This is a genomic window from Exiguobacterium sp. HSB13, assembly GCF_056764755.1.
Genome location: NZ_JBUZOM010000003.1, coordinates 77,900 through 103,065, shown reverse-complemented (window position 1 = coordinate 103,065; position 25,166 = coordinate 77,900). Strand labels below are relative to the sequence as shown.

Annotated in this window: 29 protein-coding genes; 14 read left to right on the top strand and 15 right to left on the bottom strand. The window is 46.7% G+C overall.

What is annotated here, in order from left to right; translation table 11 throughout:
- Positions 1 to 6 precede the first annotated feature (6 nt).
- The 8 genes from queE to ACZGCQ_RS14065 all read right to left on the bottom strand — a co-directional run bounded on the left by queE (position 7) and on the right by ACZGCQ_RS14065 (position 5,662).
- Entirely contained in the window at positions 7 to 723 is a 717-nt protein-coding gene (gene queE / locus ACZGCQ_RS14100; protein ID WP_336798674.1) for a 7-carboxy-7-deazaguanine synthase QueE, read from the bottom strand.
- On the bottom strand, positions 720 to 1,175 hold the full coding sequence (gene queD / locus ACZGCQ_RS14095; protein ID WP_023469724.1) for a 6-carboxytetrahydropterin synthase QueD: 456 nt from the start codon (positions 1,173 to 1,175) through the stop codon (positions 720 to 722). The genes queE and queD overlap by 4 nt, the downstream gene beginning before the upstream one ends.
- Positions 1,172 to 1,828, bottom strand: a complete 657-nt coding sequence (queC, locus tag ACZGCQ_RS14090) for a 7-cyano-7-deazaguanine synthase QueC (RefSeq protein ID WP_023469723.1) — start codon at positions 1,826 to 1,828, stop codon at positions 1,172 to 1,174. The genes queD and queC overlap by 4 nt, the downstream gene beginning before the upstream one ends.
- Before the next feature lie 171 nt (positions 1,829 to 1,999).
- Positions 2,000 to 2,650 (bottom strand): bacillithiol biosynthesis deacetylase BshB2, encoded by a 651-nt coding sequence (gene bshB2, locus ACZGCQ_RS14085; protein WP_023469722.1) that lies wholly within the window; start codon positions 2,648 to 2,650, stop codon positions 2,000 to 2,002.
- Positions 2,647 to 3,015 (bottom strand): YojF family protein, encoded by a 369-nt coding sequence (locus ACZGCQ_RS14080; RefSeq protein WP_481266637.1) that lies wholly within the window; start codon positions 3,013 to 3,015, stop codon positions 2,647 to 2,649. The genes bshB2 and ACZGCQ_RS14080 overlap by 4 nt, the downstream gene beginning before the upstream one ends.
- A 61-nt stretch (positions 3,016 to 3,076) precedes the next feature.
- A complete protein-coding gene (pdxK, locus tag ACZGCQ_RS14075) occupies positions 3,077 to 3,892 on the bottom strand; it encodes a pyridoxine/pyridoxal/pyridoxamine kinase (RefSeq protein WP_023469720.1) in 816 nt (271 codons plus the stop codon).
- A gap of 131 nt (positions 3,893 to 4,023) precedes the next feature.
- A complete protein-coding gene (locus tag ACZGCQ_RS14070; RefSeq protein ID WP_023469719.1) occupies positions 4,024 to 5,028 on the bottom strand; it encodes an inorganic phosphate transporter in 1,005 nt (334 codons plus the stop codon).
- Positions 5,029 to 5,044: 16 nt separating this feature from the next.
- Positions 5,045 to 5,662 carry a DUF47 domain-containing protein gene (locus ACZGCQ_RS14065; RefSeq protein ID WP_023469718.1) on the bottom strand — a complete coding sequence of 206 codons (618 nt, stop codon included), beginning with the start codon at positions 5,660 to 5,662 and terminating at the stop codon, positions 5,045 to 5,047.
- 341 nt (positions 5,663 to 6,003) lie between these two features.
- On the opposite strand from ACZGCQ_RS14065, the gene cbpA reads away from it, so the two are divergent.
- The 5 genes from cbpA (at position 6,004) to ACZGCQ_RS14040 (ending at position 12,246) form a co-directional block, all read left to right on the top strand.
- The gene (gene cbpA / locus ACZGCQ_RS14060; RefSeq protein ID WP_023469717.1) at positions 6,004 to 6,642 is read left to right on the top strand and encodes a cyclic di-AMP binding protein CbpA; all 639 of its coding nucleotides are present in this window, start codon (positions 6,004 to 6,006) and stop codon (positions 6,640 to 6,642) included.
- 59 nt (positions 6,643 to 6,701) lie between these two features.
- Positions 6,702 to 7,472: a pyrroline-5-carboxylate reductase family protein gene (locus ACZGCQ_RS14055; RefSeq protein WP_481266636.1), complete on the top strand. Its 771-nt coding sequence runs from the start codon at positions 6,702 to 6,704 to the stop codon at positions 7,470 to 7,472.
- A gap of 168 nt (positions 7,473 to 7,640) precedes the next feature.
- On the top strand, positions 7,641 to 8,198 hold the full coding sequence (locus ACZGCQ_RS14050) for a TetR/AcrR family transcriptional regulator (RefSeq protein WP_481266635.1): 558 nt from the start codon (positions 7,641 to 7,643) through the stop codon (positions 8,196 to 8,198).
- 14 nt (positions 8,199 to 8,212) lie between these two features.
- Complete coding sequence (locus ACZGCQ_RS14045; protein ID WP_481266634.1) at positions 8,213 to 11,374, top strand: efflux RND transporter permease subunit; 3,162 nt, start codon at positions 8,213 to 8,215, stop codon at positions 11,372 to 11,374.
- Positions 11,375 to 11,592: 218 nt separating this feature from the next.
- Positions 11,593 to 12,246: a C40 family peptidase gene (locus ACZGCQ_RS14040; RefSeq protein WP_481266633.1), complete on the top strand. Its 654-nt coding sequence runs from the start codon at positions 11,593 to 11,595 to the stop codon at positions 12,244 to 12,246.
- A gap of 55 nt (positions 12,247 to 12,301) precedes the next feature.
- Here the strand turns inward: ACZGCQ_RS14040 and ACZGCQ_RS14035 are convergent, their stop codons facing one another.
- Complete coding sequence (locus ACZGCQ_RS14035) at positions 12,302 to 13,255, bottom strand: LacI family DNA-binding transcriptional regulator (RefSeq protein ID WP_481266632.1); 954 nt, start codon at positions 13,253 to 13,255, stop codon at positions 12,302 to 12,304.
- A gap of 17 nt (positions 13,256 to 13,272) precedes the next feature.
- Positions 13,273 to 13,533, bottom strand: coding sequence for a hypothetical protein (locus tag ACZGCQ_RS14030; protein ID WP_029342914.1), 261 nt, complete (start codon positions 13,531 to 13,533; stop codon positions 13,273 to 13,275).
- Between the two features lie 170 nt (positions 13,534 to 13,703).
- Here ACZGCQ_RS14030 and ACZGCQ_RS14025 point away from each other — a divergent pair, with 170 nt between their 5' ends.
- Both ACZGCQ_RS14025 and ACZGCQ_RS14020 read left to right on the top strand, forming a co-directional pair.
- Positions 13,704 to 14,162, top strand: a complete 459-nt coding sequence (locus tag ACZGCQ_RS14025; RefSeq protein WP_029342913.1) for a MarR family winged helix-turn-helix transcriptional regulator — start codon at positions 13,704 to 13,706, stop codon at positions 14,160 to 14,162.
- Positions 14,163 to 14,308: 146 nt separating this feature from the next.
- Positions 14,309 to 14,941, top strand: coding sequence for an NAD(P)H-dependent oxidoreductase (locus tag ACZGCQ_RS14020; RefSeq protein ID WP_481266631.1), 633 nt, complete (start codon positions 14,309 to 14,311; stop codon positions 14,939 to 14,941).
- 50 nt (positions 14,942 to 14,991) lie between these two features.
- Here ACZGCQ_RS14020 and ACZGCQ_RS14015 read toward each other — a convergent pair whose 3' ends face one another.
- A complete protein-coding gene (locus tag ACZGCQ_RS14015; protein WP_481266630.1) occupies positions 14,992 to 15,717 on the bottom strand; it encodes a WecB/TagA/CpsF family glycosyltransferase in 726 nt (241 codons plus the stop codon).
- Between the two features lie 80 nt (positions 15,718 to 15,797).
- Here ACZGCQ_RS14015 and ung point away from each other — a divergent pair, with 80 nt between their 5' ends.
- Positions 15,798 to 16,457 carry a uracil-DNA glycosylase gene (ung, locus tag ACZGCQ_RS14010; protein ID WP_481266629.1) on the top strand — a complete coding sequence of 220 codons (660 nt, stop codon included), beginning with the start codon at positions 15,798 to 15,800 and terminating at the stop codon, positions 16,455 to 16,457.
- A gap of 50 nt (positions 16,458 to 16,507) precedes the next feature.
- On the opposite strand, the gene ACZGCQ_RS14005 is transcribed toward ung, so the two are convergent.
- Positions 16,508 to 17,338, bottom strand: coding sequence for a Cof-type HAD-IIB family hydrolase (locus ACZGCQ_RS14005; protein WP_481266628.1), 831 nt, complete (start codon positions 17,336 to 17,338; stop codon positions 16,508 to 16,510).
- Positions 17,339 to 17,477: 139 nt separating this feature from the next.
- Here ACZGCQ_RS14005 and ACZGCQ_RS14000 point away from each other — a divergent pair, with 139 nt between their 5' ends.
- The 6 genes from ACZGCQ_RS14000 to ACZGCQ_RS13975 all read left to right on the top strand — a co-directional run bounded on the left by ACZGCQ_RS14000 (position 17,478) and on the right by ACZGCQ_RS13975 (position 23,249).
- Positions 17,478 to 18,722, top strand: a complete 1,245-nt coding sequence (locus tag ACZGCQ_RS14000) for a hypothetical protein (RefSeq protein WP_262415771.1) — start codon at positions 17,478 to 17,480, stop codon at positions 18,720 to 18,722.
- Positions 18,723 to 18,742: 20 nt separating this feature from the next.
- Positions 18,743 to 19,435: a response regulator transcription factor gene (locus ACZGCQ_RS13995; RefSeq protein WP_023469704.1), complete on the top strand. Its 693-nt coding sequence runs from the start codon at positions 18,743 to 18,745 to the stop codon at positions 19,433 to 19,435.
- Positions 19,432 to 20,817, top strand: coding sequence for a sensor histidine kinase (locus ACZGCQ_RS13990; protein ID WP_481266627.1), 1,386 nt, complete (start codon positions 19,432 to 19,434; stop codon positions 20,815 to 20,817). Before ACZGCQ_RS13995 ends, ACZGCQ_RS13990 begins: the two co-directional genes overlap by 4 nt.
- A 93-nt stretch (positions 20,818 to 20,910) precedes the next feature.
- On the top strand, positions 20,911 to 21,288 hold the full coding sequence (locus ACZGCQ_RS13985; protein ID WP_029342907.1) for a DUF1499 domain-containing protein: 378 nt from the start codon (positions 20,911 to 20,913) through the stop codon (positions 21,286 to 21,288).
- Positions 21,285 to 22,712, top strand: a complete 1,428-nt coding sequence (locus tag ACZGCQ_RS13980) for a dihydrolipoyl dehydrogenase family protein (RefSeq protein WP_481266626.1) — start codon at positions 21,285 to 21,287, stop codon at positions 22,710 to 22,712. Before ACZGCQ_RS13985 ends, ACZGCQ_RS13980 begins: the two co-directional genes overlap by 4 nt.
- 3 nt (positions 22,713 to 22,715) lie before the next feature.
- A complete protein-coding gene (locus tag ACZGCQ_RS13975) occupies positions 22,716 to 23,249 on the top strand; it encodes a DUF420 domain-containing protein (RefSeq protein ID WP_029342905.1) in 534 nt (177 codons plus the stop codon).
- 42 nt (positions 23,250 to 23,291) lie between these two features.
- On the opposite strand, the gene ACZGCQ_RS13970 is transcribed toward ACZGCQ_RS13975, so the two are convergent.
- From ACZGCQ_RS13970 to ACZGCQ_RS13960, 3 genes are all read right to left on the bottom strand, one after another.
- Positions 23,292 to 24,059, bottom strand: a complete 768-nt coding sequence (locus ACZGCQ_RS13970; protein ID WP_195865998.1) for a flagellar motor protein MotB — start codon at positions 24,057 to 24,059, stop codon at positions 23,292 to 23,294.
- Positions 24,034 to 24,819 carry a flagellar motor stator protein MotA gene (gene motA / locus ACZGCQ_RS13965; protein WP_029342903.1) on the bottom strand — a complete coding sequence of 262 codons (786 nt, stop codon included), beginning with the start codon at positions 24,817 to 24,819 and terminating at the stop codon, positions 24,034 to 24,036. The genes ACZGCQ_RS13970 and motA overlap by 26 nt, the downstream gene beginning before the upstream one ends.
- A gap of 98 nt (positions 24,820 to 24,917) precedes the next feature.
- On the bottom strand, positions 24,918 to 25,157 hold the full coding sequence (locus tag ACZGCQ_RS13960; RefSeq protein ID WP_023469697.1) for a hypothetical protein: 240 nt from the start codon (positions 25,155 to 25,157) through the stop codon (positions 24,918 to 24,920).
- Between the last annotated feature and the right edge of the window lie 9 nt (positions 25,158 to 25,166).

Below are 25,166 nucleotides of genomic sequence, written 5' to 3'. Positions count from 1 at the left end.
TTCTCCTTAGACGCCACGATCGTTCGCGAAAACGAGGGCATGTAGTTGTGGTAGGACGCGCGCATGATTAAAGCGTTCATCACGAGCAACGCGTTCCCATAGTGTTTTTAAATCATGTAGCATGCGCGGAGCGATCGTTCCTTCTTCGTGCGGATCAGGATTACCGAGCGATAGATAAAGCGTCTTTAGCGCATATCGTTCTGAAATCATCGCCGCGAAGTCAAGGTCTTCCTCATTAAAGATGACGATTTTAACAGCACGTTGTTGTTCCGGTAAACGTTTGAAAAAGACATCCAACCGATCGAAATCAATCTTCATCCCGCTTGAAGGTGGTTTAGGGCTAAGGGTGACATCATCGATATCAAGCAACCAATTTTGCCAGTAAGAACCTTGGGTCTCAACGGACATCGTGATGTTTCGTTCTTTTAATGCCGTAACCAGTGTGCCGATTGATGCATGAAGTAACGGATTCCCACCAGAAATCGTGACATGTCCGTAAGAGCCGAGTGCATCAAGGCGTTCCACGATCGTCTCTGCCGTCAAGAGTTCTGGTTTTTCAGAGCCATCCCATGTGAAGGCGGAGTCACACCACGAACAGGAGTAGTCGCATCCGCCGGTCCGGACGAACATCGTCTTTTGACCAATCGATCGTCCTTCTCCCTGAAATGTTGGTCCGAAAATCTCGAGAACCGGAATTTTTGGTGTTTTCGTTAAGGCACTCATGCTTCGTTCATCCACTCACGACGAACTTCAGCAAAAGCAGTCGGTGTCTCATAGAGTTTAACGAATTCGACACGGAGTCCACGTTCGTCTGGGAGGTGTTGTCCGAGCGTCTCGAAAATCCAAGCCGCCATGTTTTCAGCTGTCGTATTCATGTATGGTAATGATTCATTTAAATAACGGTGATCGAGAAGTGGTTCGAGATGTGTTTTAAAGATTTTCTTAAGATCACCAAAATCGAGTGTCATACCGCGGTGATCCAGAAAACCACTGATCCCCATATCGACATGGTACGTGTGACCATGAAGGGCACGGCATTTTCCATCGTAATCATATAAATGGTGCGCTGCATCGAACGTTAATTTTTTAACGATCATGACGCGGGATTTTGTATAGATAAGCGAGTCGCCAGTCGGGCGCTCGACCGTTTCAGGTGCTTCGTAATTGAATGTCATGTGTGTTGAACCTCCTTGATGTATGCATCTAAGCCATTTTTACGTAATTCACAGGCTGGGCATTCGCCGCAACCATCTCCAATGACGCCGTTGTAACACGTCAACGTGCGATTTCGAACGAAATCAAATGCACCGAGCGAATCGGCAAGCGCCCACGTCTCTTTTTTGTCGAGCCACATGAGTGGCGTGTGAAGTACGAATGGATAGTCCATCGCAAGGTTCAATGTCACGTTGAGTGACTTGATGAAGGCATCACGGCAGTCAGGGTAACCGGAAAAGTCCGTTTCACATACGCCAGTGACGATATGACGGATTCCGCGTCCTTTCGCAAGGACGGCTGCGAACGAAAGAAACAGGTGGTTCCGTCCATCTACGAAAGTAGAAGGAAGACCATCTTCGTTCGTCGTGATGGTTTGGCTGTGGTCAGTCAAGGCGTTACTCGTCAGTTGACTGAGAAGAGAGAGATCAAGCTCATGGTGTTTGACACCGAGCTCAGAGGCGATGTCGCGTGCGACTTCAAGTTCTTGTGCATGACGTTGTCCGTAATTAAACGTCACGACTTCGACTTCTTCGTATTGTTTCAGTGCCTGAAACAAGCAAGTCGTTGAGTCTTGGCCGCCACTAAAGACGACAAGAGCACGTTCGTTTTTCATAATGTACACTTCCATTCCTAGTTTTTGTAACGGAGGAGGTTACGAACTCCGGAGACGTAGTCTCAACTATTCACACTAGCAGAAGCTATCGAAAAAGTCGACGTTTTCTGATGAAGACAAAAAAAGAGATGCGTATCGTCGGTCGGACGGTACGCATCTCTTGCAAGAAGATTAAAGTGGATAGTGGTAGTAGCGTTCTTTGACGAGCAAGTCACGGATATTCGAGTCTTCCGAGATGACTTTCATCAGACCACCTGTTTGTGAAGCGTGGGCTTCGAGTGCCTTGATCTTTTGATCCGTATAGGCACTGACATCATGAATGAACGTTCCTTCCCCGAGCTCTTCTTTCGTATTGTTCGCGAAAGCGACCGCAAGAAACTCTGGACGATCAGCAGGATCCATCATCCGAAGGGCACGAACGACGGCGCGAGCTGTTGCTTCATGATCGGGATGGACCGCGTAACCCGGGTAGAACGAAATCAAACGAGTTGGTCGTGTTTGTTGAATCAAGGCAAGAATACGGTCGGCAAGTGCTGCTTCATCCTCAAATTCAACAGTCTTATCACGAAGTCCCCACATTTGAAGATCCGAAATCTTCATTTTCGCAGCAGCATCGATCAACTCACGTTTACGAATCGTTGCGAGCTGTTCCCGGTTCGTAAAGACAGGGCGTCCCATGTTACGTCCCATCTCACCAAGCGTCAGACAAGCGTATGTGACAGGACCACGATTTTCAGCGTGCTCGATGATCGTACCAGCAGAACTGAAGGCTTCGTCATCCGGGTGAGGGAAGACGACGAGTAAATGATCTTCGTGTGTCATGCGTCTACCTCCTCTGCACCTTGAGCGAACGGTGTCGAGCTAAGTTCAAAAGCAATTGCAAGACGTCCCTCGATATCGTGACCGGCAATCAATAATTGATCCCCAGCAAATTCGAAGTCAGTCAATCCTTCACCGTATAACCAGCCGTGGGCGAGTTTCAAACCGATCCGGTAAGGTCCGTTTCCTGTGATCAGACCACGTTCGTAAGTGATTTCCGCATTACGGAAAAACATCCCTGCGCTATGGAAAGTTGGATCTTGGTGCGTCGCGTAGGCACCGTTCGTCGTCTCGACGTGAACATACAGCGGTGTATTCGCATGTTCGTCGATATAACGCTGTATTTCTTGTAAATCAATGGCTTGCATAAACTTTTCTCCTCTCCTATACAGAAAGAAGTCCGCGGATATCGCGGACTTCTTAAGCGGATCAAGACTGGACTGTACGATGTGCAGCGTGATCAGTTGGTCCGACGTATTCATTCAAACGGAATGAATGACGAATCGCAGAAGTGATGAAAGATTTTGCTGTACGGACAGCAGCTTCTACCGATGCACCTTTTGCGAGTTCGGCCGTGATTGCTGCAGAGTACGTGCAGCCGGCACCGTGCGTGTACGGTGTCTCGATTCGTTCGTCCTCAATCAGGATAAACTCTTTTCCGTCATAAAGCACGTCAACTGCTTGTGGATGGTCAATCTTGCTGCCGCCTTTGACAAGAACGTATTGCGCACCTTTTTCGTGAATCCGTGCTGCTGCAAGTTTCATCTCGTCGATCGTTGCGGGTGTCTTGCCAAGACCCGACAGTTGTCCGGCTTCGAAGACGTTCGGTGTGACGACCGTTGCAAGTGGCGTCAAGACATCACGGAGTGCGTTTGCCGTATCAGGATTCAGCACTTCGTCTTCGCCTTTACAGACCATGACAGGATCGATCACGACGTTTTGAACGCCGGATGATTTAATTTTCTCAGCAACGGCTTCAATGATTTCGACAGTCGGGAGCATACCCGTCTTCATCGCATCAACACCAATACCTCCAAGGACCGTGTGGATTTGTGTCCGGACGAGTTCTGTGTCGATTGGGTAAACCGCATGGTGCCAAGAGTGATCAGGGTCTTGTGCGACGATGACCGTCAAAGCATTCATTCCATAGACACCAAGTTCTTGGAATGTTTTCAAATCAGCTTGAATACCAGCTCCACCACTCGTGTCGGAACCAGCAATCGTTAAGGCTTTACGTTTTGTCATGGGGCATTCCTCCTAAAGAAATAGACAATCCTTCTTGTTCTTCATCATAGCGAATTATGGGAAAAACAACAACTGTCGACGCTTCTAACGTACACAAAACCCCACCTCTTTTGAGTAGGCGGGGCAAGTACTTATTTAATGAATAAGAAGTCGAGAATATAGTAGATCAAGGCAGCGAAAGCCATCGAAATCGGCAATGTGATGACCCATGTAATGAGCATACGTTGTGCAGTTCCCCATTTTACACCTTTCTTACGGTGCGATGTACCTACACCCAAGATGGCAGAAGAGATGACGTGTGTCGTCGAAACCGGAAGATGAATCGCCGTTGCACCAAAGATGATCGCTGCTGATGTTAAGTCAGCTGCAACCCCGTTGACCGGACGGATTTTCATGATTTGACCACCAACGGTTTTGATGATCCGCCATCCACCGACAGATGTTCCGAGACCCATTGCGATCGCACATGAGAGTTTAACCCAAGTCGCAACTTCGTGATCTGTTTGATAACCAGATGAGATCAAAGCAAGCGTGATGATACCCATCGCTTTTTGTGCGTCGTTCGTACCGTGTGTATACGACTGCAAAGCAGCGGTTGCAATTTGAACATGACGGAAGCGACGATTCGTTTTCGCCAAGTTTCCTTTTTTGAAGATGACTTTAAAGATTGCATAAACGATGAAACCGAGTGTGAATGCAAGCACTGGTGAAATGAGCAAGGCTTGAACGATTTTCAAGAAACCTTTTGCTTCGATTCCTCCGAATCCGACAGAGGCAACAGCAGCACCAGCAATCGAACCGATCAGTGTATGCGAAGAACTTGACGGAATACCGAAGTACCAAGTCAAAAGGTTCCAAGCAATGGCTGAAATCAAGGCAGCGATAACGACGTAGCTACCATGTTCAAGTGTTGACGGGTCAACGATGTCACCAGAGATCGTTTTTGCGACTCCAGTGAACGTGATTGCACCTAGGAAGTTCATCGATGCAGCCAAGATGATGGCATGACGTGGTTTCAAAGCACGAGTCGAAACCGAAGTCGCGATCGAGTTCGCTGTATCGTGGAAACCGTTGATGAAGTCGAAGCTAAGTGCGAGAATCACGATTATGGCGGTGATGATAAACAGGCTATCCATCTCGTTAGCTCCTCACTTAAGCGTTTTTCATGATGATCGTTTCAATGACGTTAGCTGCATCTTGGCAGTAGTCCGCGATTGATTCGAGCGATTCATAGATTTCTTTGTATTGGATGATTTTAATTGGATCTGTTTCTGTTGCGAACAATGCTTTGATCGATTTACGGCGTAGGTTGTCACAAATCGTCTCTTGTTCTTTGATTTTGATGACGTGTTCACGCATCGGTTGCAATTTACGTGCAACAAGAAGATCCATTGACATCGCGAGTTCTGTGACAGCGATGTTGATTTCATCGACGAACTTGATCATGTGCTCGTCTGCTTGAACGATATTGTAGATTTCGAAGATCGCTGAACATTCTTCAAAGCCGTCTAAGACGTCATCAAGTGCGTTAGCAAGTGCGAGTAAGTCTTCACGGTCGATCGGCGTGATGAACGCATTGTTCAAGTCGATGATCAACTGGTGCATCAAATCGTCCCCAGCTGTTTCGAAGTCTTTTACTTTATGTGCAAATTCTTTTACATCCGCGATGCCGTTGATTTTAAAGTCAACGAAGAATTGCGAAGTCGTTTTTAAGTGTCCTGCGATTTCGGATAATTTCACTGCGAATGGATCTTGTTTTTTACTAAACATTTCTTCTGCCTCCATATTAAGAACAAGAATAGAATAGTGAAGTAACTTCACGAGTTCGATTGTAGCAGACGGTATTGTAAAAGAATACATTTATGAAGCGTCTTTACGAAATCTTAATAAATCTTAATATGAAGCTGATTGTAGATTTAATAAATTGTCTGACAATGGTAAAAGTGAAGTGTACTTGATTGAAATGAGTTGGATTACGTTGTGATTGCAAGAGATTGTCTTGTGATTGTAAGAATAAAAGCGCATCAGAAGTGGGAAAAGAGGATATGGCGCATGAAAATCGAATGATATGATTAAGTCTGCGTAATCAGGTAAAAGAGGAGGATTTTATTATGCTCGTACAAAGTTTATGTATTCCGAAGCATCAATGTGTCACGATTTCCGAGACAGCGACGATTCGTGAAGCACTCGACACACTTGAAAAAACAGGATACCGCTGTGTTCCAGTCCTTGATCAATCAGGACAGGACTTCAAGGGCAACATCTATAAGATGCACATCTATCGGCATGGGATGAATGGTGGCAGCTTAGACGACAACGTCATGTCGCTGATTAAGAATACATCCAAATACATCTATACAGGAAGTAATTTCTTTGAAGTTTTCTTCTCGATCAAGGAATTGCCGTATATCGCTGTACTAAATGACGACGGTCATTTCTTCGGCATCCTGCCTCACGGAAAAATGCTCGGAATGCTTGAAGAAGCGTGGAACCGTGATTCTGGAAGTTACGTCCTGACAGTTGCTTTAAGTGAACAAAAAGGGGCACTTGAGAAAATTTCGAAGATCGTCAACAAATATTCGACGGTCGCGAGTCTGATGACGCTCGATGCGAAGAGTAGCGTCATGCGTCGTGTATTGATTACATTACCGACGGATTGTGACGAGAAGACGAAGAAAAAAATTGTCAAGAAACTTGACGACAAGGGACTTCGTGTCGTTGCTGTCGAAGATTTAGCCGTTCGTGTATAATGGACCCGCACAAGACCAGTCATGACTGGTCTTTTTTTGAGGGAAAGGAAGGATAGACGATGAAATTGTTAGTAGTAGGAGCCGGTGCGATGAGTGAGGCACTCGTTCAAGGGTGGGTCGCTTCTGGATTTGCACGAGAAGATATCACGATGACGAATCGGAGTGGCGGGGCACGTTTGACAGAAGTCGCAGCGCGACATGGTGTTCAGACGGTCGAGCAGGAGGACGTCTCCTTATACGATATCGTCATGCTGGGTATGCAACCCGATGGTGTACTCGACTATGTAGCGAATCAAAAATGGACGAATCAGACAATCGTTTCGATTGCCGCACACATTACACCACATGAAATCGAACAGTTGGCAAAACGTCCGACAGTCGCTGCCATGCCGAATACTCCAGTCGCACATTGTTTAGGAATGACTGGACTATGGTTCGGCTCACGCGTGAATGAAGAGATCCGAAGTGTAGTCGAGGCATTATTTGGACGCGTCGGAGAAATTGCGGAAGCAAATGAAGCAACAATGCCTGCATTCATGGCGGCAGCTGGATGTAGTCCGGCTTTCTTCTATGAAATCGTAGCTGGCATGGTGCCGGTTTTGACGGATGCTGGTTTTGAAGAAGAAAATGCACGTCGAATCGTGGCTCAAGCGATGAAAGGTTCAGCTGAAATTCTCATGCGCTCCGACGCAAGCACGGATCGTCTCATTGCCGATGTTGCAGCACCTGGTGGACCAACGGATCGTGGCGTCCAAGTGCTACGCGAGCGTCAGCTGTTCGATACGATGCAAGCGGCACTGCGAGAGAGTGCACGCGAAACAGAAGAATAATGTATTTAAAAATCGTTTGCGTATATCATCGTACGCAAGCGATTTTTCGTTCACGAAAGTTTCACGTGAAACATAAGCAAAGCGATTGCATCTTGAAATAAGAATTCGTACACTGTAAAAAGAAACCGTCCAGACGGTACAGTAAAATATGAGGGAAGGGGGAGACTATTGGCCAGTGCAAAAGCGCAAGAGACACGGCGTCGGATTCTTGAAGCAACGACGACGATCATTTTGCAACAAGGATTCACCCAATTGACGCTCGAAGAAGTAGCGAAACAAGCGAATGTCTCAAAAGGTGGGCTATTGTATCATTTCGCTTCGAAGGAAGCTTTATTAATGGGGGTCATCGAGGCGCAAGAAGCACGACAATTTGAACTATATGAACAGTATCAGTTGACGATGGGACCGATGGAAGCGTTCGTGACGTTGCAAATCCAGCAGCAAGAGGAGTTCCATCTCGACATGGATGCGCTTCTTTACTTGTTGTCCTTGTTAAAGGATCACGCGACGTTCGTTGAGGAACGAAAGCGACAAGCGGAGCAGTTCTTCCGCCAACTGACAGAACAGATGGATCCGGTTGAAGTATTGTCGATTCGCTTTACATTAGACGGTTTGAAATTGTCGGAGCATTTTCAGTTCGGTGCACCGTCTCCAGATGTGCGACAACGATTAATTCAGCAATTAATAGAACGTACACGACGACTAGATAAACAAATTGAAGAGTGAGGGAGAACCATACGATGCAAAAGATCATCCAGTTTTCGGTGAACAATAAGTTTGCCCTCTGGCTCATGACGATCATCATCACGGTTGCCGGTATTTATGCGGGAACATCGATGAAGCTCGAGACATTGCCAGATATCACGACACCGACCGTGTCGGTGACGACAATTTATCCAGGTGCTACACCAGAACAAGTTCTAGATGAAGTCAGTCGAGAACTTGAAAGTAAGGTCGAAAATTTATCAGGAGTCGATACTGTACGCTCGACGTCCTTCCAAAATGCATCGAACCTACAAATCGACTATAACTTCAGTACGGATATGGAAGAAGCCGAGCAAAAAGTAAAAGAAGCTCTTTCAAACGTCGAATTACCGGAAGGTGTTCAGGAACCACAAGTATCACGGATTTCCTTTGATGCATTCCCAGTCATCGGTTTTGCCGTTTCGGATAAGGAACGATCCCTATCTGAATTGACGAAACTCGTTGAAAACGAACTTCAACCAAAGCTTGAAGGAATCGAAGGGGCGCAGACGGTTCAAGTCGCGGGTCAAGAGATTCGTCGGATCGAAATTCGCTTCGATGAGAAAAAACTCGAACGTTACGGTCTAACCGAAGAGAATGCGAAACAATTGATTCAAGCTAATGATTCTCGTTTAGCGCTTGGCTTGTACGAGTTGGGGGATAAGGAACAAGCAGTCGTATTAGATGGAAAAGCAACGACAGTCAAGGAATTAAAAGATCTTCGTCTTCCCTATACACCGCCAGCATCGAATACTCCTGAAGCAGGACAAGCAGGACAAGCACCATCGTCAGCTCCTGCGTCATCTCAAACGACACCATCGACAGGTGCAGCATCAGGTCAAGCAACACAGACGGCGCCTACGCAAGTACCAACTATCACCTTGTCGCAAGTCGCGACGATCGAAGATAAAGGGATCGAAGAATCGATCTCGCGTTCGAATGGTGAACGATCGATTGGTGTTCAAGTGACGAAGTCGCAAGATGCGAATACCGTCGATGTCGTCAATGCAGTGAAGCAGACGATCAAAGACTTTGAAAAAGAAAACGGTTCGGTCAAGGCATCTGTGACACTTGATCAAGGAAAACCAATTGAGGAATCTGTTTCGACGATGATCAGCAAAGCATTGATTGGTGCATTATTTGCGATCGTCATCATTTTGCTGTTCTTACGAAACATCAAATCAACGATCATCGCTGTTATTTCGATTCCGTTATCTCTTTTGATGGCAATCCTTGTGCTGAAGCAGATGGATATTTCCTTGAATATCATGACACTCGGAGCCATGACGGTCGCGATTGGTCGAGTCGTTGATGATTCCATCGTCGTTATCGAAAATATTTATCGTCGTTTGACGGATCCGACGGAAAAGTTAAAAGGAAAAGAACTAATTATCAGTGCAACACGAGAGGTATTCATTCCAATCGCATCGTCTACGGTTGTCACGATCGCGGTCTTCTTGCCGCTCGGATTCGTTACGGGATTCGTTGGTGAACTCTTCTTACCATTCGCGTTGACAGTCGTCTTTGCACTGTTCGCGTCCTTGATCGTTGCGGTTACAGTCGTTCCGATGTTCGCTGATTCGCTCTTTAAGCGTGGTAAAGCACCAAAACCGGAAAAAGAAGAGGGCGGAAAGCTAGCGAATGGATATCGCCGTATGCTGAATTGGTCTCTCAACCATAAACTTATCGTCTTTGGTCTATCAGTCTTGCTGTTGATCGGTAGTTTTGCTCTCGTACCAACGATTGGCGTCAACTTCTTGAATCAAGAAGGAGAAAAGACACTCTATGTCACGTACAATCCAAAACCAGGTCAAACGCTAGATGATTCGTTAAAAGCAGCTGATCAAGCAGAAGATTATTTCAACAAACAAAAAAATATCGATAATCTTCAGTTTACTGTCGGTGGAGAAAATCCATTAAATCCAGGGAACACGAAACAAGGTGTCTTCATCGTTCAATACGATCCAGATACGGAAGATTTCGCAGATGTTAAACAGACAGCCATCAAACAGCTGAATGCTGACATTCCGACAGGAGAATGGAAAGAGCAAGACTTTAGTGGTGGCGCAGCTTCGTCAGGCGTCTCGTATTCAATCTTTGCGAATAATATTGAAGACTTAGAAGCAGTAACGCCGAAATTCGTCGACGCCATCGAAGGTGAATCGAAGTATGTTCGAAAAGTAACGACAGATTTAAAAGAAGCGTATACGCAATATACGTTCGAAGTCGATCAGCAAAAAGCGGCTGAATTCGGCGTTTCAACAGCACAACTTGCGCAAGGCATTGCCAATGTCCAAGGAGAAGAAAAACCACTTTCTACTATTAAGGTAGATGGAAAGGAACTCGATGTCATCGTTCCAAACGAACAAACGACATATGATTCCGTTCAAGACTTGGAAGAGACGGATGTCGTGACACCGCTTGGCGTGCGCAAACTGTCAGATTTCGTTGAAGTGAAAAAAGGAACGACTCCTGATTCGCTCAATGAACGTGATGGAAAACTCGTCGCTACCGTTACAGCAGAACTAAAAACGGATAAAGCAACCGAGGCTTCTCAAGCGATTGAAAAATCTGTTAAAAACATTGATCGTCCGACAGGTGTCTCGTATGAGCAAGGTGGAGTCACAGAACAAATCCAAGAGTCGTTCACACAGCTTGGTCTAGCAATGGCAGCAGCTGTAGCGATCGTCTATCTCGTCCTCGTCATTACGTTTGGAGGAGCATTGACACCCCTCGTCATCTTGTTCTCACTTCCATTCGCAATCATCGGTGGACTGGTTGCCCTGTTGATTACAGGAGAGACGATTTCTGTGTCATCCTTGATTGGTGCTTTGATGTTGATCGGGATCGTCGTGACGAATGCAATCGTCTTGATCGACCGTGTCATTCATAAAGAAGCGGAAGGTTTATCGACGCGTGAAGCACTACTCGATGCAGCAGGTACACGTTTACGTCCAATCTTGATGACGGCCCTTGCGACGATTGGTGCACTTGCACCACTTGCGCTTGGACTCGAAGGTGGCGCATTGATCTCGAAAGGGTTAGGTGTGACGGTCATCGGTGGACTGACAAGTTCGACGTTGTTGACACTCCTTATCGTGCCGATCGTTTATGAATTCTTAGCACGTTTCCGGAAAAAGAAGTCAATCGATTCTTAAAAAAATGATTAATGACTCAAACTGACAGGTGTGTAGAAATGGCTATCCTAAGCCATTCTACAACCTGTTTTTTTATTTTGTTACAAAAGTATTACGAAAAAGAATTCACGTTAAAGAACTGTAATATGATGAAAATCTGGAACATGATAGGATAAATACAGAAATTATCTGACAATTCAGACGTAAAATACATTCATATATAAGAGGAGAATGAATCGATGAAAGCTGTCACTCGTGTTTTGTTAACCTTAACGTTACTAATCAGTAGTTGGACACTCGTCCCAGCATCAACGCAAGCTGCAACAAGTAAAAAAGTAGTGGTGTCAGTGGATGTGTTGAATATTCGTGCAAAAGCTGCTGTATCGAGTAAACGAGTCGGGCAATTGAAACTCGGACAAGCTGTAACCGTCGTAGGTCAGGTCAAAGAATGGTATCAAATTCGTCATCAAGGAAAATCAGCATACATCGCCTCTACATACACGAAAGCATATAATGCTAAAGCAACGAAAGGTCTTAGTAAAACAGGATCAATAATCGTTTCGGTAGCGGAAGGTCTCAAAGGACGTCCTTATGTATTTGGTGCGACAGGTCCAGTTAGCTTTGATTGCTCTGGGTTTACACGTTACGTCTATCAAGCATTAGGAAAGTCACTCCCACGTACGGCAGCGGCTCAATACTCAGCAACAAAACGTACGGCACCTGGCGCTGGAGATCTTGTCTTCTTTACACATGGAAGTGGGATTCAACACGTTGGAATCGCTGTTGATGGTGGTACGATGATCAACGCGAACTCGTATTATGGAAGAGTCGTCAAAGAATCGTTCCGTGGCGGCTACTGGGGATCACGTTATGTAGCGGCAGGAACTCTTTAAACGAAAATGAAGCGACGAATTCAAATCGATGAACTCGTCGCTTTTTTATATGGATTCAGGTATGAGGAAGAACGGTCGTTCCATCAATGAACGCCGAAGGAACTTCGATTTGTGGACGAGCAACAAGATCTTCACGGATGGTTAATTGAAAAGCATGTCGTCCGATCGTGGCATACGGAATCGCGATGGTCGTCATCGCTAAGACTTCAGCGAGTTCACTTCCATCAAAACCAATGACAGACAGGTCTCCGGGAACCTGATAGCCTTGTTTTCGGAGTTCTAAGATGAGACCCGCTGCGACGTGATCACTTGCGGTCAAGATGGCGGTCGGTCGTTGTTTTTGTTGCATCCAACGCCTTGCGATGGTCGCGCCATCTTCAATCGTCAAGGTCTGTTCATAGACGAATTCGTCACGCACGGCCTCTTGATACGCATGTTTACGTGCCAAGCTATTCGTGCTGTCCGGTCGCCCAAGACAGATGCCGATGCTCGTATGTCCTTGTTGTCGCAGATGTGAAAGTCCTTGTTGAAAGGCCGTATAGTGATCGATATAGACGGCAGCGACATCTTCATGATGTTCACAAAAGACGATTGGTCCATAACGTTCATATGGTAAAATCGCTGATAACGGAAGACTGTGCGACACGACGATGAGTGCGTCGATTTCCTGTTGTGCCAGCGCATCCAGTGCCAGTTGCTCATGCGTTTCCACATAATTCGTTTGCCACGTCAAGAACCGATAACTCGCGTCAAAGGCAGCTTGTGCGATGCCTTGAAGAATAGCAGCGTGATACGGATGATCAACGAACGGGAGCATGACTCCGACCGTTTTTGTCATACCCGTCGATAGATGGACGGCAGTCTGATTACGGATATATCCGAGTTTTTCGATGGCTTCTCGAACAGCTTGTCGCTTCTCGTTCGCCACATAAGGGTGATCATTTAGTACACGTGAGACTGTCGTAACGGACACGTTGGCTTCACGTGCCAAGTCTCGGATGTTCGTCATCGCGCATCCCTCCTGGATTACATCTTACGAGATAATCGTCGTTCAAGTCGGCGCCAATCCTGTCGAGAGACGGGAGCTGAGAATGGAGCTGTCTGCTCAGCCAGTTCATTGATTTTTGAGAGCAGTCGCGTTTTTTCTTGAGGAGACAAATCAGGGTATTGATCGACCAACGTGTGCTGACACAAATAATAGCCTGCTGGTGTATGCAATTGTTCGATGGCCCACTCAAAAGCAACATTTCGTTTAAACAGCTGGATTAATCGTGTATGAATCGACATGATATTACCTCCTTTTTAGTGTATATCAAGACGATAGGCTATGAAACGCGTTTCACGGCAAGAACTATTTTTACGCAGCGAATCGATTGGAAAAATTCAGCAAGAATTGACCAGGTAGACAAAGAAGTCTATGATTGTGACGATACAACACAAAGAGGGGCGAACGTAAAATGGAATCGACAGACTCGAAGCTGGCATTGAAAATGCTCGTTGTTCTATCTCGGACGATGCATGCGGTGACGGAGCAAGTGAAGGCAGATATCAAAACACATCAGTTGAATTTATCGGAATTCGGCGTTCTGGAATTGCTGTACCACAAAGGGGACACGCCTCTACAACAAATTGGCGATAAAATTCTATTAACGAGCGGAAGTGTGACGTATGTCGTGGATAAACTTGAAAAGCGTGGGTTGATTGCGCGAAAATCATGTGCGACGGATCGTCGTGTCACGTTTGGGACATTAACCGAAGCTGGGCGCGAACTAATGGAAGAGACATTCCCGAAACACGAAGCCTTTTTAGCAGACCTATTCAAGGATTTGTCGGTTTCTGAAAAGGAACAATTGATTGATCAGTTAAAACGAATCGGTTTACGAGCCGAACATTATACGCCGCTCGAAAATGTGTAAGAATTAGCACTTATAAGATCAAGCAAGCTCAAGTCACGGACTTGAGCTTTTTTTTATTCGTTAAGAAGTCAAACTAATTGACAAACGAAAAGGTGGTTGGTATGTTTAGTTACAGAATTTACTTTAAATAAAAGGGAGAAATAATAATGACTAAATTACTTTATGTAACTGTTAACCCGAAAGCTACAGAACACTCTTTCAGCCTTCAAGTCGGCGAAGCATTCCTCGAAAGCTACAAAGCAGCGAATCCTTCAGCTGAAGTAGAAGTTCTTGATCTATATAACGAAACAGTCCAAGAAATCGATACAGATGTTCTTAGCGCATGGGGCAAATTCGCAACTGGCGAAGAATTAACAGAAGTGGAGATCGCAAAAGTTGGTACGATGACAAAACATCTCGAGCAATACATGGAAGCAGATGAGTATGTCTTCGTCACACCAATGTGGAACTTCTCTTTCCCAGCACGTCTCAAAATGTACATCGACAGCGTTCTTCTTGCAGGTAAAACATTCGCTTACACTGCAGAAGGTCCAAAAGGTTTGATGGAAGACAAAAAAGCACTCCACATCCAAGCAACAGGCGGCGTCTACACAGGATCTGGTCTCAACTTCGGTGATGACTACCTCCGTCAAGCACTTGCTTTCACTGGTGTAACAGACTACGATGCACTCTTCATCGAAGGTATGGCAATGAACCCAGAAAAAGCAGAAGAAATCAAAGAAGCAGCAATCGCTAAAGCGAAAGAACTCGGTCGTTCATTCTCGACTGTCAACGCATAAGATAAGCGTCAAAAAGGCTCCCGCCGTGTCGGGAGCCTTTTTGTGTGCTCTCAAGAGAGCGTTGATTTTTTACGAAGCACGAGCGTCAGGAAAAGTAACAAATCCTTGAGTTTCTCGAATCCACGAGGGTGCGTCGAGATACGATAGAGCCACTCTAGCTTGAAGCGACGGAATAATTTAGGCGCACGTTTACTATGTCCTGACCAGACGTCGAACGCACCACCAACACCGATGAAGATGCCGTGATCGACTTGATCATAGATGGAAGCAATCCATTCTTCCTGTTTTGGCGCACCGAGCGCGACGAGAACAAGATCAGCGTCTGCTTCTATAATGGCTTGCGTTGCTTCTTCTGTCTTTCCAAAACCATGAAACGTTCCAACGAAGTGGATGTTCGGAAAACGAATCGATAACTGACGGATCAACGATTTCATGACTTCCGGGCGTCCACCGAGTAAAAAGACACGCTTCTCGAGTGCGTCTGCCGTCCGCAATAGTTCACGTGCGGTCTCGATTCCTGGCAATGTCGCAGTGAGCGGTGCTCCCATCCGTTTACTGGCAGCCGTCACACCGATTCCGTCTGGTGTGATGAACGTCGCCCGTCGTAAAATGGCTTCGTAGGAAGGTTCACGCAATGCACGCAATACGAGCTCTGGATTTGCGGTGACAAGAAAGGCTTTTCCGCGGTCGTGTAAGATTGTTTTAATATGGGTATACCATTGCGAAGGTGCTGCATCGACGAATGGTAGTCCGAATAATTGTTTTGTCTGAATCATAGTTTTCCACCTCATCATCCATCATAGCAGAATCAAGACGGACGAACAGCGACTTGAGGCTGAAAAAGGAGCGGATTCACATGCATCCATCTTGGCAAACCGTGTTAAAAGAAGAAAAGGAAAAACCCTACTTTCAAGAACTGTGGGCTTTTTTGAAGGAAGCCTATCAAACGACGACTGTCTATCCTCCGAAGGACCGGATCTTTCATGCGTTTGATGCGGTCGCGCCAGAAGATGTCCGGTGCGTCATTTTAGGGCAAGATCCTTATCATGGTCCGCGACAGGCGAATGGACTCAGCTTTTCCGTCCATGACGGAGTTCCGATTCCTCCGTCCCTTCGAAACATGTATAAAGAACTCGTCGCGGATATCGGTTGTCCGGTACCGACATCCGGAAATCTCGAAGCATGGTCACGACAAGGAGTATTCTTACTCAATACATCGCTTACGGTTGAGGAGGGGAAAGCGGGATCCCATGCTAAAAAAGGTTGGGCACAGTTCACGGATCGGGTCATCGAAGTATTAGGAACACAGACACAACCGATCGTGTTCATCCTCTGGGGGAATCACGCGAAGAGTAAAAAAGCGCTGATCGATACGGATCGTCATCTTGTTCTTGAAGCCGTCCATCCGAGTCCCTTATCAGCAAGTCGTGGATTTTTCGGTAGTAAACCGTATTCACAGACGAATGCTTGGCTCAAAGAGCAGGGAAGAGAGCCGATCGACTGGTGTTTAACGTAAATCAAAAGCGTGTGCTCCGTTGAATGCGGAACACACGCTTTTTGAGTTAATTAACGGCTTGAAACGGTTGGTTCTTCATCCATCATGAACTTTTCGACGACGAGAGCAACACCATCTTCATCGTTCGAAGCAGTCATATACTGTGCTTTTTCTTTGACGGTATCGGCTGCATTCGCCATCGCGACGCCAAGACCTGCCCATTCGATCATCGATAGATCGTTGTTGCCGTCTCCACAAGCAATGACTTCTTCTTGAGCGATTCCCAGTTTTTCAGACAGTAAGGCAAGGCTTGTGCCTTTTGTCACACCATCTTCCGTGAATTCAAGGAAAAATGGCTTCGAGCGAGCTACCGCGAGTTCACCCGCAAGTTCCTGTTGAAGCGTCTGTTCGACGCGCGCGAGGTGCGTCTCTTCTGCCATCATTAAACACTTGACGACAGGTGTTTGAATCGCTGCTTTAAAATCAGCGACAGGGATGATTTCCATGCCTGTCAGTTGTCCTTCGAGCGTCGTATATTCATTCGGTTCCTCTGTCAGAATCTCATGTCCGACATACGTGTGGATGTAGACACCCTCCCGTTTACTCAAATCATCGAGACGGTGGACCGTCTCCGGGGAAAGGGTGCTGAGGAAGAGCGACTCGTTCGTTTTACAATCAATGATGGACGCGCCATTGAAGCTCAGGATGTAACTGCCATAGCGTGCGAGTTCTAGTTCTTTTGCGAGGTCGAGCATGGCAAATGTCGGACGACCGCTAGCGAGCACGACCTTCTTCCCGCGACGCTGCGCAGCGAGTAAAGCTTCTTTCGTACGTGGTGAAATCGTATGGTCACTTGTCAACAAGGTATCATCTAAATCGAGAACAATCATTTTATATGTCATACATTCAAACCCCTTTCAATTATCTGTATATCGTAACAACTTGTACCCCGTTCGACAATATACTCTCCTCGAAGAGAGTATGATAAAGTGGAAACAGAGCCCGTACGGAAAGGATTCCAACTTTATGAAATATCTCTTCATGATCATATCAAGTCTATTATTAGCAGGTTGTAGTACGATGTTTCCGCATCCTGCCTCTCTACTCGAACATCCGTCCCTTCCGGCATGGGAGCAGTCGTTGAAAGAACGGATTGACCGCGATTTGCCGAAACAGGCAGAAATCGTGGCACCACGAAATCAAGCGGTATCACGTCTATACGAACTCGTCGATTTAGATCGAAACGGTAAAGATGAGGCGATCACCTTCTACCGCAGCGAGCAGGACGGGCGCTTCACGATTCATCTTCTCGTCCATGAACGACAAGGCGAAAAATGGCGACTCGTGGCGCGACAGACGGTAGCTGACGGTCGAGCCATCGATCGACTCGAAGTCATAACTGACGCACGACATAAACAAAACCACCTGGTCATCGGTATTACCAGTTATGGTGAAAATACGTTATACATCATTGAGCAGTTACTATCGAAGCAACGAGACGTCACGAAAGTCGATCGGTATGATCGTCTGTCGGTAGCTGATTTGAATCAAGATCGAGAGCGGGATATGGTGCTTCTGCAAAAGGGCAGTCCGTCTCGTTTGATTTATTATAAAGACATCCTGTCGAAAGAGCACCAAGAGACGACACTTTTAACGCAGGATGGCGATTTATTCGCAGAACATGATTTATTTGAAGTCGATACGATCAATGCCGCTCGGAATAAAGGCTTGATCGTCTCATATACACGAGATGCGAAAATGCACATCGGATTATTCCGTTTAGCGAACGATACATTGGAACAGGTTCGTTTCGGTCAGGTCGATGAGATCGTCGAACCGATGTATACCTTCCCGAAAGATGTCGATCAAGACGGAATCGTCGAGTTTGGTCATCAATACACGCCAGAAGGTAGTAAAGGGCGTGAAGGAGAACCGAAACCACGCATCACGGCATACTACACATGGAATGGATCAGATAATCCGCCATTTCTCGAGAGCGGGTTCGAACTGCGAGAAGAGCAATACATCGATCAAGAATACAATTTCGTCATGCGGTTCCCTGCCAACTGGGCGACGCGTGAAACGATCGAAAAACGCGAAAATCGTGTTCGGTTCATCAATCGGGAAACGAAACAGATTGATTTCGAATTAGAGGTCATTCCAAAGAATCAATACATTGCGAGTGATCAAAAACGAAAAATCAAAGAAGGTATCGATTATGTCTATGTGATTGATGCGACGAAGGATTATGAAGTGTTCGTCAATCGTGTCACACTCGTGGAATAAAGAATCAGGGGGAGAAGAGAATGACCAAAATACTAGTAGCCGAGGATGAACATGCGATTCGCAGTTTCATTGTCATTAATTTGAAACGGGCAGGCTATGATGTCATCGAGGCGGAGAATGGGAAAGAAGCGCTTGCGCAGTTTGATCAACAAACCTTTGATATTCTGTTACTCGATATCATGATGCCGGAAGTCGACGGTTTTGCCGTCTGTGAACAGGCGCGGGCAAAGGATGAGGTCGTCGGGATCATCATGCTGACGGCACGAACACGAGAAGAGGATAAAGTCATGGGACTGAGCGTAGGCGCAGACGACTACATCGCGAAGCCATTCAGTCCAGCAGAGCTACTCGCGCGCATCCAGTCGCTCCTGCGACGGGTAGAGACGTTACGTCGTCGGAAACAGCCGCGTGAACTCGTCTCTGGACCGTTCCGGATTGATTTAGGGGCGAAACGCGTCCAAAAAGAAGGTGTCGACGTCGAAGTGACGCCAACTGAATACGATTTACTTTGCCACTTCATCAAAAACGAAGATCAAGTCATGTCGCGAGATGAGTTACTCGATGCGGTATGGGGTGAGAATTACTTTGGTGATCGGAAGACGGTTGATGTCAACATTCGCCGTCTTCGTCAAAAAATCGAAGAGAATCCAGCGGAACCGAAGTTCATCGAAACATTGTGGGGACATGGATACAAGTGGCGTAACGAAGAATGAAGCGCCAGATATTGATGCGGTTCATGACGATTATCACGGTGACAGTCTTACTCGTCATCGGGATCCTCTCGTTCGTGACCTATAACTATTACTACGTGACGGCGACGGATGTCTTGAAACGTCATGCGAATGCGAGTGCTGTCTTATTTGCGAATAGCGGTCTTGCTTATGATTACGCCGATTCAGAAGCGACGATCCATGATGTACTCGATTCTTACGCTTATCCAGACGCTGAGATCGAAGTGTTGGATGCGACAGGGATTCCGCGTTACTCCTCGACTGGATTCATCTCAGAACGGAAGTTGACGCGAGAGGCGGTCAATCAAGTAAGGGCGGGACAGACCGTCACGAAACGATATGACGATGAGACAACGGGAGAACATTTACTGGAAGTAACAGAACCTGTCGTGTCGTTCGGTCAGACGACGGGAGCGCTTCGTTATACGACGTCGCTTGAGCGAATCGACCGACGTGTGATCGAAATTTGTTTAGCGATCGTCCTCCTGGGTACAGTAATTTGGGGACTTGCCTTCATCTATTCCTCACGTCTTGTCTCGTCGATCGTCCGACCGATTCAAGAAGTCATCGGTGCATCGGACCAAATCGCGAAACAGCATTACGACGTCAAGGTGAACGAGGAATACTCGTTCGAGCTTGGAGAATTAGCGCGGACGATCAATTATATGGGGCAACAGATCAAACAGCAGGAAACGTTGAAAGATGAATTCATTTCTGGTATTTCTCATGAATTGCGGACACCGCTGACATCAATCAAAGGCTGGAGTGAAACGTTACTCGTCGAACAGGATCAGTTGCCGGAAGAGGCGTCGCTTGGGATGGGCATCATTCATTCGGAGACGGAGCGTTTGATTTCGCTCGTTGAGCAGTTACTCGATTTCTCAAAACTCGAGACGAGTCGCCTCGTCTTATATCGTCAGGAAGTCAACTTGACGGAAATTATCGAGAACGTGACGGCGCAACTTCGTCAAAAGCTGGAAGAAAAAAATGTCCAGATCGTACAGAAGTTACCGGCACAAGTCGTCGGTCTATACGACGAAAACCGATTGAAACAAGTCTTCTTGAACCTACTTGATAATGCGATCCGCTTTTCTCCAGTCGGTGGCACGATCACCATTCGACTCGTTCGTTCAGAGCGTGTATTGTTCCTCTCCTTCAGTGATGAAGGTCCCGGGATTCCGAAAGAGCACTTACGTCACGTCACAGAAAAATTCTATCAAGTGCAAAAAGGAAAGGGTGGAACAGGGCTCGGTCTATCGATTTGTCGAGAACTCGTCGAAGCACATGAAGGCAAGCTATTCATTGATAATCAGCCGGAAGGCGGCGTCATTGCGACGATTCTGCTACCTGTCACGAAAGCGTAAACACTGAGACAGGCAGAGTGAAACAGAAACTGGTAAAGTTAAGTGGATTATAGTACGAAATGGATCAGATGATAGGAAACGGAGGAATCAGTCATGGCACTTGGTGTTTCAAATGGTACGCTTCAACCGCTCTCCGGAAAACCGAACGCGGTATCTACTCAAACCGATCTACAGGAAATGAAAATGCGACCGCTCCCGTTCAAAGGAACGCTTGCAGATTCGAAGTTTCAACTCTTACGCATCCTTCAAAGCCTCGACCGCGTCAAAGTCGTCAAGGAAGAAGGAACATACATTCACGCCATCTTCACGAGTAAAGTTTTTCGCTTCAAGGATGACGTCGAATTTTATTTCGATGAAGCCGCACAGGTAATTCACTTCCGTTCGGCATCACGTGTCGGGTACTCCGACTGGGGCGTCAACCGTAAACGGATGGAAGACATTACACGTCGCTACGAGGAGGGCTCACGATGAAGACCTATCAATTAGTTGTTATCGGTGGTGGGGCGGCCGGAATGACGATTGCTGCTGGTGCAGCAAGTCTCGGCGCACATGTCGCCTTGATCGAACGCCATACGCATCTAGGTGGAGATTGTCTCCACTATGGCTGTGTGCCTTCGAAGGCTTTGATTGAAGCGGCGCACGATGTTCATGTCATGAAGCGAACGGCTGAAAAATACAACGTGACGCTGAACGGGGACGCGGTTTATTCGAAAACGAAAGCAAGCGTCGATCGGGCGCGTAACATCATTCAATCACACGATGGAACGAAACGGTTCGAAGACCTTGGCGTTGATGTCTATATCGGAGAAGCGACATTCCTCAGTGCCCATGAAGTCGAAGTGGCGGGACAGCTTGTCGTTGGTGAGAAATTTGCGATCTCGACTGGATCGCAACCAATCATTCCACCGATTGATGGACTGGATACGATTAATTATTTAACGAACGAGACGATCTTTGAATTGACGGAGCGTCCCGAGCGTCTGCTCGTCATCGGTGGTGGGGCAATCGGTCTTGAGTTGTCGCAAGCTTACGCGCATCTCGGAACGGAAGTCACGGTCATCGAAGGTATGAAGACATTGCTCGGAAAAGAAGACCGTGACATGGTCGAAGTCATTCAACGTCAGCTCGAACAAGAATTGACGTTGCATCTCGATACGAAGGTCACGCACGTCCGCAAGTCAGCCGGGGGCATCGAAGTGACGGTCGAAGCAAACGGCGAATCACGTGTCATCGAAACGGATGCCGTGCTTGTCGCAGTCGGTCGTAAGCCACGCATCGAAGCACTACGTCTCGATCGAGCTGGTGTACACGTCGAAAAAGGATTCGTCCAAGTCGATGGTTCACTTCGCACAAGTCAGCGACACATCTTTGCGGTCGGAGATACGATCAACTCGCTTCCGTTTACGCACGTCGCAGGGCTTGAAGGAAAAACGGTCGTCACGAATGCTTTATTCGGTCTACGGACGAAGCCGGATTATCGAGCGGTTCCGTGGGTCACATTCACGACGCCTGAATTGTTCCATCTCGGATTGACGGAAGACGAGGCACGTAAGAAACATGGCGAGATCAAGGTCTATCAGACTGGTCTCGATGAAGTCGATCGTTTCGTCATCAATGGTCAGACGGAAGGTCGCGTCAAGCTCATCGCGGATAAGCGTGGAAAACTGATTGGAGCACATGCAATCGGAGAACAAGCCGGTGAGTGGATGCAAGAAGTCGTCTATGCGATGGCGCGTAAAGATAAGGTCGGTCAATTGTCGCGTGTCGTCCACCCATATCCGATCCGCGGTGCTGCTGTTCAGCGTGCTGCTGATGTCTACTGGCGTGAACGTCTATTCGCTGGTCCGATCCCAAAATGGTTGAAACGTTATTTCGACTGGAAACAAGGAGAATGATTCATGCAACAACCTGCTACTAAACGGAATTTCGTTCCGCTCGTCATCCTGCTGACGCTTGTCATCAATTTGCTCGTGGCGCTCTTATTCTTTGCGCCACCAGTACAAGTTGATTCAGGATTCGATTGGACGTTGCTTCCTTTTTTGAATGCCATCTTCAATAGTTTTACCTTCATGCTGTTGCTCGGCGCTTGGATTTCCATTCGTCGTGGCAATCGGGTGAATCATCGTCGCTTCATTGGTGGTGCGATGATGACGACGACTTTATTCTTAATTTCGTACGTCACGTATCACGCCGTCAGTGAATCGACGAAATTCGGGGGCGAAGGTTTTGTTCGCCCTGTCTATTTCTTTATCCTGATTACGCACATCATCCTAGCGGCAGTCATCGTTCCACTTGTCTTGATGTCACTCGCGCACGCTGTGAATCAAAACTTCGAGAAGCATAAAAAGTGGACACGCTTTACGATGCCGCTTTGGTTATACGTCAGTTTGACCGGTGTCATCGTCTATATCATGATTCGTCCGTATTATTAAAAAAATCCTTCGTGGTGAACTGCCACGAAGGATTTTTTATCGTTAGGACTTCACTTTTGTTTCGTCGAGTACATTTGCTTTTAAGTCGATCAATGGTCGAATCAACACTTCGACGCGTCGATTCTGACTGCGACCTGCTTCCGTTTGATTGGACGCGATTGGTTGGAATTCACCGTAACCGCTGACGGTGAAGCGTTTTGGTTCAAGCTTTGGATTCCGTTGTAAGGCACGCATGAAACTGATCGCCCGGTCCGCACTCAGTTCCCAGTTCGACGGATACTGTGCTGTGTTGATTGGAATATTATCTGTATGTCCAGACACTTGAATCTGACGTTGCCCTGCTTTGACGAGTAGTGCACTCATCCCCTCTGCGATTTGAAGTGAGCGTCCTCTTACTTCTGCTTGAGCTGGTGAGAACAACGCGCGGTCGCGAATCGTAAAGACAAGTCCTTCATTCGTGATTTCGACCTTGATGTCTTTTTCAAGTTTTTCATTCTTAATGTATTGATTGGCTTCTTCTTTGATTTTTTCGAGTTCTGCGATTTCATAGCTTTGTGCCTTCGTCCGCGCATCGAGTTTTTTCGAATCCTCTTCTTCTTGAGTAGAAAGTGAACTGTTCGTGATCATCCCTGATCCACCGTTGAAGACAGAACTAAATGTCTGTGACATCGCTTTTAGTTTCACGACATCGACACTACTCGAAGCAAAAAGTACGATGAAGAGTGCCAGAAGTAAGGTCAATAAGTCGGCGTACGGAATTAACCAGCCTTCGGAGATATGTTCGTCATGCGGCTTCTTTTTCCGCTTCATAGTTCGCACGCTCCTTCGGTGTCAAGTACACAAGTAGCTTATCCTCTAAGTTTTTCGGTGATTCACCGTTTTGAATCGAGAGAATCCCTTCAATCATCATCTCGTATAATTGAATCTCGTTCGCTGATTTTTGCTTCAGCTTCGTTGCGAACGGGAACCACAGGACGTATCCGGTGAAAATCCCGAATAGTGTTGCGATGAAGGCACCTGAAATGGCGTGACCTAATTTTTCGATGTCCGATAAATCGGATAAGGCGGCAACGAGACCGACAACGGCACCGAGAACCCCAAGCGTTGGTGCGTAGGTACCAGCTTGCGTGAAAATGTTCGCATTTGCATGATGGCGTTCTGTCATGTTTTCGAGGTCACGTGTCATGACATCCTCGACATATTCGGATGGTTGTCCATCGATGACCATCATGACACCACGCTTCATGAAGGCATTATCGACTTCTTCAAGTGCTGATTCGAGAGATAACAGACCTTCTTTACGTGCTTGCGTCGAGAGTGTCAGAAATTGTCCGAGCAACACTTGTTTTGTCATCAGCTTTTGTTCGAATAAGATGACCTTAAACAAAGCAGGTAAGACTTTCAATCGTTCCTTCGGGAAGGAAATCATGATGGCAGCTGCTGTCCCGACGAAGATGATGACGAGTGCTGCAGGGTTAAGCAAAGCGACTGGAGGCGCACCTTTTAAGATCATACCTCCGACTAGTGTGATGAGACCAAGAATGATCCCGATGATCGACACGATATCCATGATTGATGTGTGCCACCTTTCTGTATGTAATCCGTATATGAACGAAAAATAAAAGAGCAGAAGACACTTCTTCTGCTCGGAAATCCAAAAACCGAGAATCAAGCGCCGTTTTCGTCGATTAGCATTTGAATGCTTTCGTTTCGTTCGTCACGCTCTATATCGGTCAGTACGTCGTATTTTTTTAACACTTGATACAATTCATTTAGAATCGGTTGCTCCAAATGTAATGATAAGAGTTCCTCGAATTGATAATACAATTGCGCAGGCATCCATTGTGATTGTCGTTCCAGCCTTCGCCAGACATCCTCAATCGAATGATCAGCCGTCTTAGGGTCCACTGTTTCCCT